The 14,325-nt window shown below is 47.4% G+C and carries 17 protein-coding genes; 7 read left to right on the forward strand and 10 right to left on the reverse strand.

Annotated elements, in window-relative coordinates; all coding sequences use genetic code 11:
• Positions 1–13 precede the first annotated feature (13 nt).
• Positions 14–1,087, reverse strand: coding sequence for an alanine racemase (gene alr, locus DS731_RS18205; protein ID WP_119502655.1), 1,074 nt, complete (start codon positions 1,085–1,087; stop codon positions 14–16).
• A gap of 132 nt (positions 1,088–1,219) precedes the next feature.
• Between alr and DS731_RS18210 the strand changes: the two genes are divergently transcribed.
• The 3 genes from DS731_RS18210 (at position 1,220) to DS731_RS18220 (ending at position 4,964) form a co-directional block, all read left to right on the forward strand.
• Entirely contained in the window at positions 1,220–2,812 is a 1,593-nt protein-coding gene (locus DS731_RS18210; RefSeq protein ID WP_119502656.1) for a sodium:solute symporter, read from the forward strand.
• Positions 2,813–2,886: 74 nt separating this feature from the next.
• Positions 2,887–3,822: an N-acetylmuramic acid 6-phosphate etherase gene (gene murQ / locus DS731_RS18215; protein ID WP_119502657.1), complete on the forward strand. Its 936-nt coding sequence runs from the start codon at positions 2,887–2,889 to the stop codon at positions 3,820–3,822.
• The gene (locus DS731_RS18220) at positions 3,819–4,964 is read left to right on the forward strand and encodes an exo-beta-N-acetylmuramidase NamZ family protein (protein ID WP_119502658.1); all 1,146 of its coding nucleotides are present in this window, start codon (positions 3,819–3,821) and stop codon (positions 4,962–4,964) included. The genes murQ and DS731_RS18220 overlap by 4 nt, the downstream gene beginning before the upstream one ends.
• Before the next feature lie 10 nt (positions 4,965–4,974).
• Here DS731_RS18220 and DS731_RS18225 read toward each other — a convergent pair whose 3' ends face one another.
• On the reverse strand, positions 4,975–5,826 hold the full coding sequence (locus tag DS731_RS18225) for a MurR/RpiR family transcriptional regulator (RefSeq protein ID WP_119502659.1): 852 nt from the start codon (positions 5,824–5,826) through the stop codon (positions 4,975–4,977).
• A 211-nt stretch (positions 5,827–6,037) separates the two neighbouring features.
• Here DS731_RS18225 and DS731_RS18230 point away from each other — a divergent pair, with 211 nt between their 5' ends.
• On the forward strand, positions 6,038–7,381 hold the full coding sequence (locus tag DS731_RS18230) for a M14 family zinc carboxypeptidase (protein ID WP_119502660.1): 1,344 nt from the start codon (positions 6,038–6,040) through the stop codon (positions 7,379–7,381).
• Between the two features lie 24 nt (positions 7,382–7,405).
• On the opposite strand, the gene DS731_RS18235 is transcribed toward DS731_RS18230, so the two are convergent.
• Both DS731_RS18235 and DS731_RS18240 read right to left on the reverse strand, forming a co-directional pair.
• Complete coding sequence (locus DS731_RS18235) at positions 7,406–7,705, reverse strand: hypothetical protein (RefSeq protein ID WP_150154319.1); 300 nt, start codon at positions 7,703–7,705, stop codon at positions 7,406–7,408.
• Between the two features lie 95 nt (positions 7,706–7,800).
• Positions 7,801–8,100 (reverse strand): hypothetical protein, encoded by a 300-nt coding sequence (locus DS731_RS18240; RefSeq protein WP_119502662.1) that lies wholly within the window; start codon positions 8,098–8,100, stop codon positions 7,801–7,803.
• Positions 8,101–8,304: 204 nt separating this feature from the next.
• On the opposite strand from DS731_RS18240, the gene DS731_RS18245 reads away from it, so the two are divergent.
• Together DS731_RS18245 and DS731_RS18250 are read left to right on the forward strand one after the other, a co-directional pair.
• Positions 8,305–8,589, forward strand: a complete 285-nt coding sequence (locus DS731_RS18245) for a damage-inducible protein J (RefSeq protein ID WP_119502663.1) — start codon at positions 8,305–8,307, stop codon at positions 8,587–8,589.
• Positions 8,586–8,867 (forward strand): type II toxin-antitoxin system RelE/ParE family toxin, encoded by a 282-nt coding sequence (locus tag DS731_RS18250; RefSeq protein ID WP_119502664.1) that lies wholly within the window; start codon positions 8,586–8,588, stop codon positions 8,865–8,867. Before DS731_RS18245 ends, DS731_RS18250 begins: the two co-directional genes overlap by 4 nt.
• A gap of 101 nt (positions 8,868–8,968) precedes the next feature.
• On the opposite strand, the gene DS731_RS18255 is transcribed toward DS731_RS18250, so the two are convergent.
• The 4 genes from DS731_RS18255 to DS731_RS18270 all read right to left on the reverse strand — a co-directional run bounded on the left by DS731_RS18255 (position 8,969) and on the right by DS731_RS18270 (position 11,654).
• Positions 8,969–9,355, reverse strand: a complete 387-nt coding sequence (locus DS731_RS18255) for a hypothetical protein (protein ID WP_119502665.1) — start codon at positions 9,353–9,355, stop codon at positions 8,969–8,971.
• A gap of 110 nt (positions 9,356–9,465) precedes the next feature.
• Positions 9,466–10,299: a DUF4393 domain-containing protein gene (locus tag DS731_RS18260; RefSeq protein WP_119502666.1), complete on the reverse strand. Its 834-nt coding sequence runs from the start codon at positions 10,297–10,299 to the stop codon at positions 9,466–9,468.
• A gap of 138 nt (positions 10,300–10,437) precedes the next feature.
• Complete coding sequence (locus DS731_RS18265; protein ID WP_119502667.1) at positions 10,438–10,980, reverse strand: hypothetical protein; 543 nt, start codon at positions 10,978–10,980, stop codon at positions 10,438–10,440.
• 164 nt (positions 10,981–11,144) lie between these two features.
• Entirely contained in the window at positions 11,145–11,654 is a 510-nt protein-coding gene (locus DS731_RS18270) for a hypothetical protein (protein WP_119502668.1), read from the reverse strand.
• Between the two features lie 263 nt (positions 11,655–11,917).
• On the opposite strand from DS731_RS18270, the gene DS731_RS18275 reads away from it, so the two are divergent.
• Positions 11,918–12,085 carry a phage integrase N-terminal SAM-like domain-containing protein gene (locus tag DS731_RS18275; protein WP_119502669.1) on the forward strand — a complete coding sequence of 56 codons (168 nt, stop codon included), beginning with the start codon at positions 11,918–11,920 and terminating at the stop codon, positions 12,083–12,085.
• Between the two features lie 89 nt (positions 12,086–12,174).
• Here the strand turns inward: DS731_RS18275 and DS731_RS18280 are convergent, their stop codons facing one another.
• Both DS731_RS18280 and DS731_RS18285 read right to left on the reverse strand, forming a co-directional pair.
• Positions 12,175–13,059: a dioxygenase family protein gene (locus DS731_RS18280; RefSeq protein WP_119502670.1), complete on the reverse strand. Its 885-nt coding sequence runs from the start codon at positions 13,057–13,059 to the stop codon at positions 12,175–12,177.
• Positions 13,060–13,171: 112 nt separating this feature from the next.
• Positions 13,172–14,308, reverse strand: a complete 1,137-nt coding sequence (locus tag DS731_RS18285) for an acyltransferase family protein (RefSeq protein ID WP_119502671.1) — start codon at positions 14,306–14,308, stop codon at positions 13,172–13,174.
• Positions 14,309–14,325: the final 17 nt, after the last annotated feature.

The raw sequence follows: 14,325 nt of genomic DNA on the forward strand, positions 1-14,325 counted from the left end.
CGGCGGGTACTCACTAGACGTGTTTAACAATGCGGGGCACCCGCTGGGATAAGCGGGTGACAAGATCGTAAGAAATTGTCCCGGCGTGGCGGGCCACTTCACCCACTGACAGTTGATGTCCCCACAGTTCCACCCGGTCACCGGGCGCCGGAGCCGGAATATCAGTCACATCAATGGTAATCATATCCATCGACACTCTGCCGGCCAGTGCCGCACGGTGTCCGTTAACCATTACCGGCGTACCGTTGGGACATTGTCTGGGATACCCGTCAGCATAGCCGATACCCGCAGTGGCAATCACAGAACGGCGCTTCGCCTGCCAGGTATCGCCGTACCCCACTGTTTCACCGGCTTCTATAGTGCGCAGAGCAATAATACTTGCCTGAAGCGTCATCACCGGTTGCAGATCCAGCCCGCAGGGTGTGTCCAGAGGCTCGGCGCCGTACATGGCAATACCGGTGCGGTTCCAGTTTCCCCGCGCTTGCGGCCAGCCCACGGTCCCCGGGGAATTGGCAATGCTGACTGCAAATCCGGTAGCTGCCCGAACCTGCTCAAAGGCATCCAGCTGCTTTTGTACCGACTGACTGCCCGTTTCATCACCGCATGCCAGATGCGTAACCAGCACGGTATCGTCAGTTAACATATCCCGGTATTTCGCCACCATGGGTAATACTTCATCACAGGCAAATCCCAGACGGTGCATGCCCGAATCCACTTTTAACCATATCGCCGGACGGCGATCAGAAGGGCACGCTTTCAACCAGCAAAGTTGCTCTTCGCTGTGAACAACCACAATGCAATTTTCCCGCGCAGCCACAGCGCATTCAGTCGCCTGGTGAGGGCCCTCAAGGATAACCACCGGAGCCTGAATGCCGCCTTCCCGTAACGCCAGCGCTTCTTCTGTAATAGCAACCGCAAACGCAGGAGAGACTTTACGTAATATCCGCGCCACATTGACTGCCCCGTGTCCGTAAGCATCAGCTTTTACCACCGCCATATTCTGTCCTTCACCGGCCAGAGAGGAAAGTACACGGAAATTATGCAATAGTGCGTCGGCGTGGATAACAGCCTGGGTTTGTCTGCTCAACGGCGGGGGCTCCTGATCTAAAATTAGCGCTGAAAGCTATCTTACAACGACGGGATAATTCCAGCTATACAAATTAATTGGAATAATCTATTCTGGGATTTCAATTGAATTAAAATAATGTAACAGGGTCGCATGTTAGAGCATTACGCGTTAGCAGACTTACTGGTTTTCGCCGCTTACGGTTTGCTTCTTATCGCCAGTGGCTGGCTGTTTAACCGCTCCAGCCGCTCAGCCAAAGATTACTTCCTGGGTGGCAACAGCATGCCGGTCTGGGTTGTGGCGATTTCTGTACTGGCAACGTCCCAGTCTGCTGCCACGTTTCTGGGAGGCCCGGATCAGGGTTACCGGGGCGACCTGACCTACCTGTCAACCAACATCGGCGCATTCATCGCCGCTTTCTTTGTTGCCGCTTTTCTTATCCCGCGATTTTATAAACACAATGTCTACACGGTATACGAACTGCTGGAACAGCGCTTTGGTGAACAGGCCAAACAACTGGCCGGTGCCATGTACCTTTCCGGCCGCGTGTTCGCCAGTGGCGCAAGGCTGTATATGGCAGCACTGGCTGTCGCCATGATTCTGTTCGGCAACATTGATGCATCCAGCGTCATTCTTGCCACCGTCATTATTACAGTCGCAGGGCTTGTCTATACGGTTTATGGCGGGATCCGCACAGTTATCTATTCTGACGTGTTACAGGCTGCGGTGTATATCTGTGCCGCGGTAGCCGTGATTATAGCACTGTTAAATGCAATTCCGGCTTCTCTGGCCGATATCGTTAACGCCCTTCAGCATCCGGCGCCGGATACGCCTTCAAAATTAAGGTTGTTCGATACCCGGCTTGATTTCACTAACAGCGGCGTTTTCAGTTTGTTCTCTGTTTTTACCGGATTTGTGCTTCTGAACATCGCCGCTTTTGGCCTCGACCAGGATATGACGCAACGGGTGCTGACCTGCAAAAGTGCCAAAGAAGGCAGCAAAGCCATGCTGCTTTCGGTGGTGATGGTGATTCCGGTGATGTGCCTGTTTTTAATCATCGGTTTACTGCTGTTTGTTTACTATCAACGTCCCGATTTAATGGCCGGTGGCAGTGGTGAAAACCCCGTTCCGGTATTTGCCGGTGAACCGGTCACCATATTCATGTACTACGTGCTCAGCGAAATTCCTGATGGTGTTCGCGGCCTGGTCACCGTGGGTATTCTGGCTGCCGCTCTGTCTACATTAAATTCCGGCCTGAACTCCATGTCCAGTGTTCTGATCCAGGACATGTACCGCCCCTGGCTGGCCCGCCGGAACACGCAAAAGAACGACGCTCACTTTGTCAAAGCAGGACGCTTCGCCATGTTATTAATGGCATTGTCATTAGGATTTATGGCGTGTCTGTGCTATTACTGGCAACAACATACCGACATGCCGCTGCTGCAATTTGCACTTGGCGTCATGGTTTTCTCGTACAGTGGTTTACTTGGCGTTTATTTTGTCACGCTATTTTCCCGCCGTGGAAGCCGTCGTTCGGTGATAGCAGCGTTGATCACCGGTTTTCTGCTACCCTTGTCCATGCAACCCTATATTATTGAGAGTATTTTGCCGGCCCGCCTGCAGTTTGAACTCGGGTTCACATGGCAACTGGTAGCCGGTACGCTCATATCCACGCTTATTTGTGCTATGGGTAATACACCCGCAGGCTATAATAAAGATACACAGCAACCGGAACCGGTTCAGTAACAGAACGCTGCCGTTAAAAATAACAACAAAACAATCCAAAGCAATAAAGTAGAGCAACAGAACTAAGGCAAATTATGCAGGCAAAAACAATCACCGGGACGTCAGACTTACTGGCACAGTTAAATAAAATTGTGTCAGAGGGCAGAAATCCCGCCACGATGGATATCGACTTGCTGTCGACAGAATCCATCCTGCATAAAATTAATCAGGAAGATGCCAAAGTAGCCGCAGCAGTGGCAACTGAAATCCCCCACATTGCCCGCGCAGTGGATGCCATAGTGGAAAAATTACAACAGGGCGGACGGTTAATTTATATCGGAGCCGGCACCAGCGGCCGTCTGGGTATTCTTGATGCTGTAGAGTGCCGTCCGACCTTCAGCGTGCCCGATACACTGGTGATGGGCATTATTGCCGGTGGCGAAAAAGCCATACAGCATGCTGTGGAAGGCGCGGAAGACAACAGCGCTCAGGGTATCAAAGACGTACAGGCTGTGAACCTTTGTGAAAAGGATGTACTGGTAGGTTTGTCTGCCAGCGGACGGACTCCGTATGTGGTCAGTGCTCTGGAATATGCAAATGAACTGGGCGCGGTCACCGCAGGTATCGCCTGCAGCCCGGGCGCGCCGGTGCTGACCACCGCACAAATTGCGATTTGCCCGGTGGTTGGCGCAGAATGCCTCACCGGCTCCACGCGGATGAAATCCGGCACGGCACAAAAGCTGGTGCTGAATATGCTGAGCACTGCCAGCATGATTCGCCTGGGTAAAACCTATCAGAACCTGATGGTCGACGTTAACGCCACCAATGAAAAATTAAAAGCCCGCGCTATCCGCATAGTGATGCAGGCTACAGACTGCTCCGGGGAAGAGGCATCAGCTGCACTCGATGCCGCCGGACATAAAGCCAAAGTGGCGATCATGATGATCCTCACCGGTAACGATGCCGCCAGTGCAGAGTCCATGTTGTCAGATCATAATGGCTTTTTACGCCGCGCTGTTGAGCAACAATGAAAATAGTCCTTTTTCTGCTGTGCCTCATCTCTGTAAAGGCACTGGCGGTCACTACAGGGGCTGAGCAACCCGACGCATTCCTCGGATTACTGAAAGACAAACAGGTTGCCCTGGTCGTTAATCAGACGTCGGTTACCAAAGGTCAGCACCTGGTAGACGACCTGCTGTCCCGTGGCGTAAACATCACCAAAGTTATGGCGCCGGAACATGGATTTCGTGGTGATGCCGGCGCCGGCGAAACCATTAGCGACGGCGTGGACACCCGAACCGGCCTGCCCATTTTGTCCTTGTACGGCAGTACCAAAAAGCCCACGGCCACCATGCTCGAAAATGTGGATGTGCTGATTTTCGACATTCAGGATGTAGGTGCACGTTTCTATACGTATATCAGTACGTTACATCTGGTCATGGAAGCTGCTGCTGAAACAGGCAAAACGGTCATTGTACTCGACAGGCCCAACCCGAACGGCAAATTTGTGGATGGCCCTGTGCGGGAAGCTGCCTTTACTTCTTTTGTGGGTATGGATCCTATCCCGCTTTTACATGGCATGACCACAGGCGAACTGGCACTGATGATCAAAGGGGAAGCCTGGATTGAGCAGGCTGAGTCACTTGATTTGCACGTGATACCCGTTAAAGACTACCGGAAGTCCATGCCATGGCACCTGGCTGTACCTCCCAGCCCGAATTTGCCAAACGATACGGCAATCCGGTTGTATCCCTCACTGTGTTTATTTGAAGCGACAACCGTCAGTATCGGCCGCGGAACACCTTTTCCGTTTCAGGTTGCCGGACATGACCGGGTGGCACTGGGTACATTTACCTTCACGCCGCGAAGCCTGCCCGAAAGCGCCCCTCACCCGAAGCTGGAAGGCAAAACACTGAAAGGGCTGGACTTACGTTCTTCTGCTACGGAGGGGTTTGATATTGCTTTGCTCCTTGAAGCGGGAAAGCAGTTTGAACAGCAGGACGAAACCTTTATCGACCGGCCGGATTTCTTTGATAAGCTGGCCGGTACTGACGCATTAAGAAAAGCCATTGAAAGTGGCCTTTCTGAGCAGGAGATCAGAGCAATGTGGCAGCCTGCGTTAGCAAAGTTTAAGCAACAAAGACGTCCGTATCTGCTCTATCCTGAAGAATAATTTAAAGCGCTCAGTGCTGCTGCTTTTTAAATTCAGACACCGCTTCGTTGGTTTTCTCCAGCAGCTTTCGTCCCTGCCGTGAAGCCTGGGTAAGTGCAATAAATAACATATCGATAATCAGTTCCTGCGCAGTACGGGCAAGAATCGACGCCAGTCGTAACGAAGCTTCTTCTGCCACCGAATACAGTTTTACCTCTGCCTGATCAGCGATGGTGTTCTGTCCGTACTTTGTGATGGAAATAACCGGAGTGTGATTGCGTTTTGCTTCAGTAACCACATTGGCCACTTCGCTGGTCGTGCCGGACTCACTGATCGCCACAACCACGTCGTTTTCACCAAAAGTGGCAGCCAGAGCAAGCTGAACATGTCCGTCAGCTTCGGCAATAGCAGAGATCCCCAGCTTCTGCAGTTTGTAGGCAAAATCTTTACTCACCAGCGCCGAACCACCTACCCCGCAAATCATTACCCTTCTCGCATTCTTCAGCAGTTCAACAGCACGCTCAAAAGCAAGCATTTCATTCAGATTGCGGGTTTCATTCAGCACACTGATTTTACTCGCCACCAGCTTATCCGCCATTTGCTCAAAGCCATCAGATAGCGTGATTTTGCCGTGAATTTGCGTATTCGGCGTTTCTTTATTCAGCGAGTCAATCACCGCCAGTTTGAATGCAGGATACCCCTTGTAACCCAGCTTCTGGGCGAACTTCACCACGCTGGACTGGCTGACACCCACGACGTTAGCCAGTTCCTGTGATGATAAGTCCCGCACCGCATTGGGCGAGTCCAGAGTAAACGTTGCCAGCTTAGACTCACTGGAAGAGAGCGCGTGTTTAATCGCCTTAATTTTAGTAAATGCAGACATCCGGAGTTTCACTTCTTAACAGGGTCTGTTGACCTTTGAATTACAGGGCGACAAACGGGTATCAGGAACGTTGCCATTCGTCTCAAAGAATTAATTATTCAAATATAAACCAGTTGAAGCGAATATCAAAATACCATTAAATAATAGCTATCTCTGAATCAATCTGACCACGGGTAAGATGCTTCAGTTCACCGACAAATAAGGACGTACCATGACCGCACACCCTCATCTGCCAGTTGCTGAGATAGCGACAAAATTTGATGAAATGCACTGGCCGTCTCTGAACAAAGTCCATCTGACAGCAGAGGATATTTCGCCGGTTATTAACCAGATAGCGGAACAATCCGGTATTGCACTGACGCAGATAGGTACATCTTATGAGGGTCGTCCGGTTTCCCGCTTTTCGCTGGGCTCAGGAAAATGCGTCATCCTGGCCTGGACACAAATGCACGGTGATGAGGCTACCGCCACTGCCGCTGTTCTGGACTGGCTGCATATCTTACTGAACGGGCAGTTAAACGGGCTTCCGGCAAACTGGCAGTCTCAGGTTACCCTGCACGTCATTCCCATGCTTAATCCCGATGGTGCGCAGCGACGCACCCGGGTCAATGCTCAGGGAATTGACATCAACCGGGATGCCAGAACGCTGCAGAGCCCTGAAGGTCAGATCCTGCAACAGCAGGTAGCCACATTGTCGCCGGATATTGCTTTTAACCTGCATGATCAGAACCCCTATTACACCACAGGGGTATCATCGAACCCGGCAACCATTGCTTTTCTGGCACCGGCGTACCATGAGGATAAACATGTAGACGGACCGAGGCTTCGTGCCAAACAGCTTATCGCCCATATGGCCGGTGTACTCTCACACTTTATTCCTCAGTGCATAGGCCGCTATGACGACACCTATTCTTTCCGCTCATTCGGTGACAATATCGCCGCTTCCGGCGCGAGCACGATTTTGATAGAAAGCGGTGCAGCAATTAACGACCCCAACCGGCAGATTGCAAGGAAGATGAACGTCATCGGACTGCAAACCGCGCTGGAGAGCCTGCTCACAAACCAGTTCACACAATATTCACTGGCAGACTATTACCGCATTCCGGACAACCGCGAGGACGGTCTGTGCGACGTAAAAATTCATGACGTGACGCTGGGGTGTGACAAGCCTTATGTAGCTGACATCAGCATAGTGACCGACCGCAAAACCGGAAAAAGCCGCATAGAAGCCATTGGGGATTTGCGCACGGTTTACGGCTTTGAAAACATTGATGCCACGGGACTGGCAACCCTTCCGCCAAAAGCTTTCACAGTCAGCTCACCTCTGACGCTTAACGATCAGAGTTATAAAGCCTTGCTGTCACAAGGTTACAGTTACTTTGTCGATGAAAAGGCATTACTCAATATCGACACGACCCTGCCCGTGCTGGTATCAGACACCGATAAAAATACCCCCGCAATTATGCCAGGGGAAGTGCCAAACTTTGTTCTGCAGCATGTAGCTACGGGCGAGATCAAAGAGGCAGTGATTCTTGGTGAGCGGATTGTTCTTTAAATAAACGGGGGCGCACATGGCCGGTCACAGCGGTTTGGTTTCTGCGCCCGCCCGCTGAATTAACTGAGATATTGCAGCGGCGTAAATCATGAAGAACAGAAAAAACGCAACGACTAAACCCGATTGTGCAGCCCAGTTCTCCTTCGACGAAAGCTCATAAATGAGATACACCGATACAGGTAAAGTCAGTAATTGTTTTTTGCTTTTGACAATTGATTTGTCACAGTAAGTAACGACCCTGTTGGCAAGGTTCGCAGAGGAATACAGCGCTACAGGAATTACCAGTAAGCCCACAAACAATATGTCTATCACTATCTCTTTCAATGTTGAAACTCCGTTTTCATATCCATTTTCAGCTCTCGTGTTTATGTTGCGGCGACCGCCCCTGCGGTTATAGTTTTGAGCGCCTTGTTAGCTGATTATTGGCTCAGGAGTACAATTAACTCGTCAGGATTTGACAGTATGAATTGGTATGTACTCCCATCATGTAATGAAACTTCGATTGCATCAGATGTGATAGGAAGAATACCCGCACCTTTACCAGAGCACTTTTCCACTTTTGAAATAAAGCTCCTTTCAATTTTGAGAGGCCCGGGCCCGAAATCTTTATTATATGGGGCAAAATGAACATCAGTTTCAGTAATCCAAAATTTCCCATCAGCTTTTGCAACACCATTTTGAACTGTGGCTGTAATCGATTTTAGAGTGGTATCTTGCATATATATTCCTTTATAAATGGATGGACTAATCAGCTAAAACCCGCATGCGGGTAAAAAACACTTGGGCAACAATATTAAGCGAAACGCAGGGAGCCCACGTGTTACTGTCCCAGCGAGCCTGCTAGCATCTTAGTGTCGCTTGTTAGTTGTCGTAAACCCGACTTTCGCGCTAACGTTTGTACACACACCCAAACGGAGTTGAAAATGGATACCCGCATACAATTCAGAGTCGACGAAGAAACGAAACGTCTTGCCCAATTGATGGCTGAAAGCCAAGGGCGTACCTTAAGTGATGCCTGTAGAGAGCTTACTGAAGAACTAGCTGAGCAGCAACGCAAAGTTATGACTCATGACCAATGGCTTACCGAACAGGTTAATGCCGCGTTTAGCAAATTAGATAGTGGAAAAAGTGAGTTTGTTACTCATGAAGAGGCTTCCCTCGACATGGAAGTAAGAAAGATGAAAATTAGGAATAGAGCCCAAAAATGATCGTTTGGGAAAAGGATTCATTGGACGATCGAGAAGTAATTTTCGAGTTACTATACGAATTTAATCCATTGGCTGCGGAAAAAACTGACGCCATCATTGTGACTAAAGTTGAAAACTTGATACAGCAACCGTTGATGGGCGGTGAAAGAGAAGGAATTCCTGGACGGCTTTTAAATATTCCAGAAGTATCAATGGTTGTATCGTACTTTGTAAGAGATGACATAATTCACATTCTCAGGGTTCTCCACCAGAAGCAGAAATTTCCTGCAGGCAACTAACGCCTCACTTAGGGGTGCAAACATGCCGGTTATAATCGGAACGAAGTGACACAGCCGCCGTTTTTTGTCCCAGTGAGCCTGCGAGCGACTTTATTTGATTGTTATATGCTTTTGATTGCTGATGATATTTCACTTTCAATGTCTGTAAGCTTCAACTTACGTTGTTGTAACTCATCTTCACTGAATCTTTTGGTATCTGACCAATATAAACCTTTAAAGAAACATCGTTGGGCTAATTCAGCTTTGTAAGGGCGAACCTTAATGGCAGTTTCGTTCCACAAGTCAGATAGTTCATGTTCCTTTTCATCTGACTGAGACGCTGGATCATCCAAAACCGACTTCATGTATCTCGATGTTAAGGAAACTGAGTTCATTAATGCTTTAATTGCGTCAGACTCTTTTTCCGCACGAACCTTCCTTCGATTTAATATCAAATCAAGCCACTTTAAAGTAATTTGACTTAACGTACTTAAATCTTCGACTTCCATGTTCTCTCCTATTGCATATAACACCCCACTTAGGGGCACAAACACGGTGGCTATAATCGGAACGAAGTGACACAGCCACCGCGTTTGTGTCCCAGTGAGCCTGCGAGCGGCTATAGTGGCTTGTTAGGTTTTTTCACACAAGCTTGACCAAAAAGTTTGCCAAATGAAGTTACCTTGACGATAAATTTATCTATTTTGCCAGTAATTCCTAGTGCCTGGTTTTCTGCATTTATCTGATTCAAAAGTGCTCTAACTGAAGGGTCTTCTTCCAACCTTTTGTAAGAGTCTTTTTGAGTTAGATAAGTCTCTCTCGGTATATCAATAAGCCCTAACCTTTCTAAATTAGTAAGATAACTTGGCATTAAATCATTATGCTGAACTTTAGAGTCTACTCCGATATGGGACACAAGTTCAGCAACTATGTTTCTTCCATTAGAATTTTGGACTGAACTACTTATATTACAAATAGGTTGAACATTCGCAGTTGATAAAAAGTTAAAAATTTTGGCCTCATCAGAGGATAAATTTCGAATTATTTCGACAAAACCTGGATGTGCAAGCTTTGACGAGCTTTTATCCATAGCAGAAGCTATTAAATTCGCATAGAGATCAGCTAGAGTTTCTTTATGCCCATTATATTTTAGTGATTCTAAAGCTGGTCCTGCGACTGAAGGGTCTGGTGTTTGAATATTTTCAATCGGAACCTGCTCGAGTCTTTTTGCAACTTTTGTATTTACAAATTCTTCGATTCTATCCGCGCCCCAGATCATCGCGCGAATGGGGGCTAATGCTAAATTTACTGTTTTACCAACAGTCTCTAAAGATTTTCCGACTTCTTTTGCAAAGGGTTGAATGGCATCGTTATAGATTGGAACTTCCTTGACCAAGCCAGTAACCGCATTAATGGTCCCTTCTACATTGTTACTTTCTTCTTTATCAGTCACCGAAAAATTCCTGCATGTTTAGAACTCAAAACCTAACACCCAAATAAGGGGCACAAACATGGCGGCTATAATCGGAACGAAGTGACACAGCCGCCATGTTTGTGTCCCAGCGAGCCTGCGAGCGACTTAATTTTTTTGTTAGGTAAGTTTGCCTGCAAAGTCACCTTTTATGAATCTTTCGTATACCTGGTGAAGCGAAAAAATCACAGCTTTTATCTGACCTGGAGGATATTCAATATATGCATAATCGTCTGTTGTGACTTGCTCAAAGAAATACCGACTTTTTACAAACACACTCTTTATACCTTTAATCGTTGTCTCAAAACTGTTGTATTCACTAGATAACCTATGAGTATCTGGTGGAGTATTAGGCCGATTAACACTCATTCGAATTGCTTGTACATCAATCGGATGACTGATATCTCTTACATGCGAGTGATATGCAGCTTCAAGTTCATGTTTCAGGAATGGAGGAAACTCTTCATAGAGCGACAAAAGATCATGTCCACCAGTTACCAGACCATTTCTACCAACTAACATCAAAGCCTTTAGATAAAGCTCAACCGATAAACCAGAACAAACTAAAAAATTTAGTAAGAAACATGTGTCCTGTCTTTTGTCTAATTGTTTTCGAATTGAATTGGCTTGATTAGACCATGATACGGCTTGATCAAAAGCCATAGAATGCATTCCTGGATCCAATTGAAAAGCCTTAGGTTTCTTCATACTCAAAACTTACCTAACACCCAAATAAGGGGCGCAAACATGGCGGCTATAATCGGAACGAAGTGACACAGCCGCCATGTTTGTGTCCCAGCGAGCCCGCGAGCGACTTAATTTTTTTGTTATACCCCGGGCGAATAATTTAAATTCGGCTTTTGGCTTAGCGGCTGAATTTTGGTTAGCCTATCATTCAGCGCGCTATCGAGCATTATCATACCGATATAAAAATAGGTCCTAATGTTATCTGTCGGGAATTTTATAGCGTTCGGAAGCTTCAAGGCCAATAGATACTTTTTAACTTCTTCATTTTGAAAGTCACAGCCAAAAATATGATGTGCAAAAGCGTTTCTTATCTCTTTTAGTGTATTAAGATCTTGTCTTTCGAGATCTGTGATTAACCCCAAACTGAAACAAAGGTTTATCTTTTGAGAGAAGGTACTTTTTTCCGCAATATTTGTTGATGTCGAAATATTTTGGACTAAAAAACTTTTAAGCAACTTTTCTAACATGACTTCTAGTGCTGCAGATGCAGTTAGAACCCCACTACGTTCCGAGTCATTTAAAACACCTTCCCACAACTCTTTGTTGGAAGTAAGAGAAATAAAGTCCTCTTTTTTATCCTTAATTTTCAAAAAGCCTCCATAGGGGTATAACTACTAAATAGACACACAACGCGGTGTGATCAACCACCCCACACTGGTGTAATTGTCTGTTTTCATTTCTCCAGAATATATCAGAAGCCCCACCTTTAAAAGGTTGTGCGGTTTTGGTGCATTTTCGCGGGAGCGAAATACACTGTTTGTGAAGTGAGATGTGAAATGGTGTAAAACCATCCCTCCAGCCAGTTTTCATGACTCTCACATATTCTTAAGCTGTTTTTATTTTGATAAGCATTATGAAATCAAAGTTTCTGCGGGAAGTGTATGAATTTATGTTGTCGAGAGGCTACGCCAAAATAACCATAGAAACGTATTTAACGTGGATTACTGACTTTATCCGGTACCACAACTACGCCCGGCCTCAGGAGATGGACGATCAACTTGTTGAGAGTATTGTTCGGTAAAGGAGGAAATGGCGTGATCAGTCCCCTGTCACGCCTTACTTTATAGAATGAAGTGAGCACTTCCGGCAAGTGCAAAACCTGCCGTCCGGTCAGGAGATGATGATGCGCTTGTAGGCCAGCAGGGAGCCGTCGTCATTTTGTTCGAGGTTGAACACATACTCGTTGTAATCACTGCCGAATACCGTATCGTTGGTCAGGTATGTATCTGGCGCACCGTGATTGATATAGTCAGAATGGCTGGTACAGATATCTGTGCAGAAATCATCATCAAAGCCAAACTGGGAAATCAGCTCGTCGTTATTGTTATTCTTCACTCTAAAGTGAATGTGAATAGCACGGCTAGCATACCAGCCCGGGAAGCAGGTTTTAAAATTTACGCGACCGCTGCTATCCGTCACCGCAATGCCACGGAACCAGCGCGCCTGCAACGCCTCACTGTCATTCCCGGTACAAAAAGAAGAATTAAACCCGTTGGTGTCACTGCTGCCCGTGGTATCGCCTGAATAAATGCCAACAACATCACAATGCCATACTTCTATTTCGTAACCCGATAACGGGTTACATTGCGCGTCAATGAGCTGTAAGCATAGTTGCATGGGTAAGCCAGTTTGCCCTTCTGAAATATCGTCGAGATAGTCAGAGTCAAAATAGCAAGGCCCTTCCGTTTGCTGGCCCGTTAGCTCAACAGAGCAGGTACTGCTATTTTCAAAAATGCTGTCAGCGGGAAAATCTGCGGTCATGCTATCGGTTCCACCACTTAACCAGCTCCCATTGTCGGCAGTTGGCGTCGTTGTTGACGAACCTGATCCGCTACTCCCAGACGAAGATGAACCGCCGGACGAGGTATTCGTTGTGGTGCCAGAACCACCACTGCCGCCGCATCCTGTTAGCATAATTACAGGGGTTGCTACCGCTAAGGAGGCAATGGATTTAAGGGTTTTTCTGCGCGTGTTAAATTCGGTGGATTGAGTCATGATATTCGCCTGATAAAATAAAATGCATGAAACATAATATGCATCTTCGACGTTAATGACCCGCAAACGTTATAAGCTTTACTTATCATTTACATAACAAGAAGACTCAGTTTCACAGCCGCACAAACCACTTGTTCCGGTACATCCACCATACCGGTAAATACATTACGCAAAGAAAACTTACCGCAAACAGGAAAGACGCATTGAAAGGCGAAAAGTAATCAAGGAATACAGACTGGTAAAGCGTCCCTTTCAGAGAGCCGCTCCCCGCCGGAATCATGAAAAGCAGCCGCGCAGCAATGCCGGATAACATGAAAAACACGATACTGTTTGCGCCTGCCACCACGAAGGGATGAGCCCAACGCTGATAACCGCGCAAGTCTACAATCCAGTGCAAAAACGCTAAACACGCCATAGCGCATCCAGCCGACAACATCGTATAACTGGGCGACCACAGCGCTTTATTGACTGGAACCCAAAGTGCAAGCACACCGCCGAATAACGCTAATAAAAAACCTGAGCACATCATCTTTGGAGCTGGCACCTGAGGTTGCCGCTGTAACCATAAGCCACATACCACGCCAATCAAACAGGTTGATATAGCCGGGATGGTGCTGAACACCCCTTCCGGATCGAAGGGAAACGGCTTAGCATCAGGATAGTAAACATGCTGCTCACCCAGCACATTAGCATCTACCCACGCCGATAAGCTGTTGCCGAATGCCCATTGCCCCTGATATACGGTGCCGCTTGCATCGGCATAAGGAATAAACGTCATTGCCGCCCAGTACGCCGCCACCAGCAAAATGGCAGCGAGCCCCAGTCCGCGAATGCGTAAAAATATCGCCAGTATTGCAGTAAAAAAATAAACCAGTGCCAGACGCTGCAGCACCCCCATCACCCTGATGCTTTCCAGCCGATCCCGCATCCAGTCGAAATCCGCATTGTAAGGATTGTAGTAAAACAGCGCGAGGAACACGCCACATAAGAACAGCAATGCACTGCGTTTGAGTATTCTTGCCAGCATGAAAACCGCAGAACGGCTTTGCTGATGGGTCGACGAAAAAGGGATTGCCACGCCCATAACAAAAATAAAGAAAGGAAACACCAGATCGGTTGGTGTTAATCCGTGCCACTTAGCATGCAATAAAGGCCAGTAAACGGTTTGCCAGCTTCCGGGGTTATTCACCAGAACCATTAACACAATGGTAAGCCCCCGCAGTACGTCCAGGGAAATCAATCTCTTCATTGGCTATTCTTTAAGTT

The organism is Alteromonas sp. RKMC-009 (assembly GCF_003584565.2).
In the GTDB taxonomy this organism is placed as follows: Bacteria; Pseudomonadota; Gammaproteobacteria; order Enterobacterales; family Alteromonadaceae; genus Alteromonas.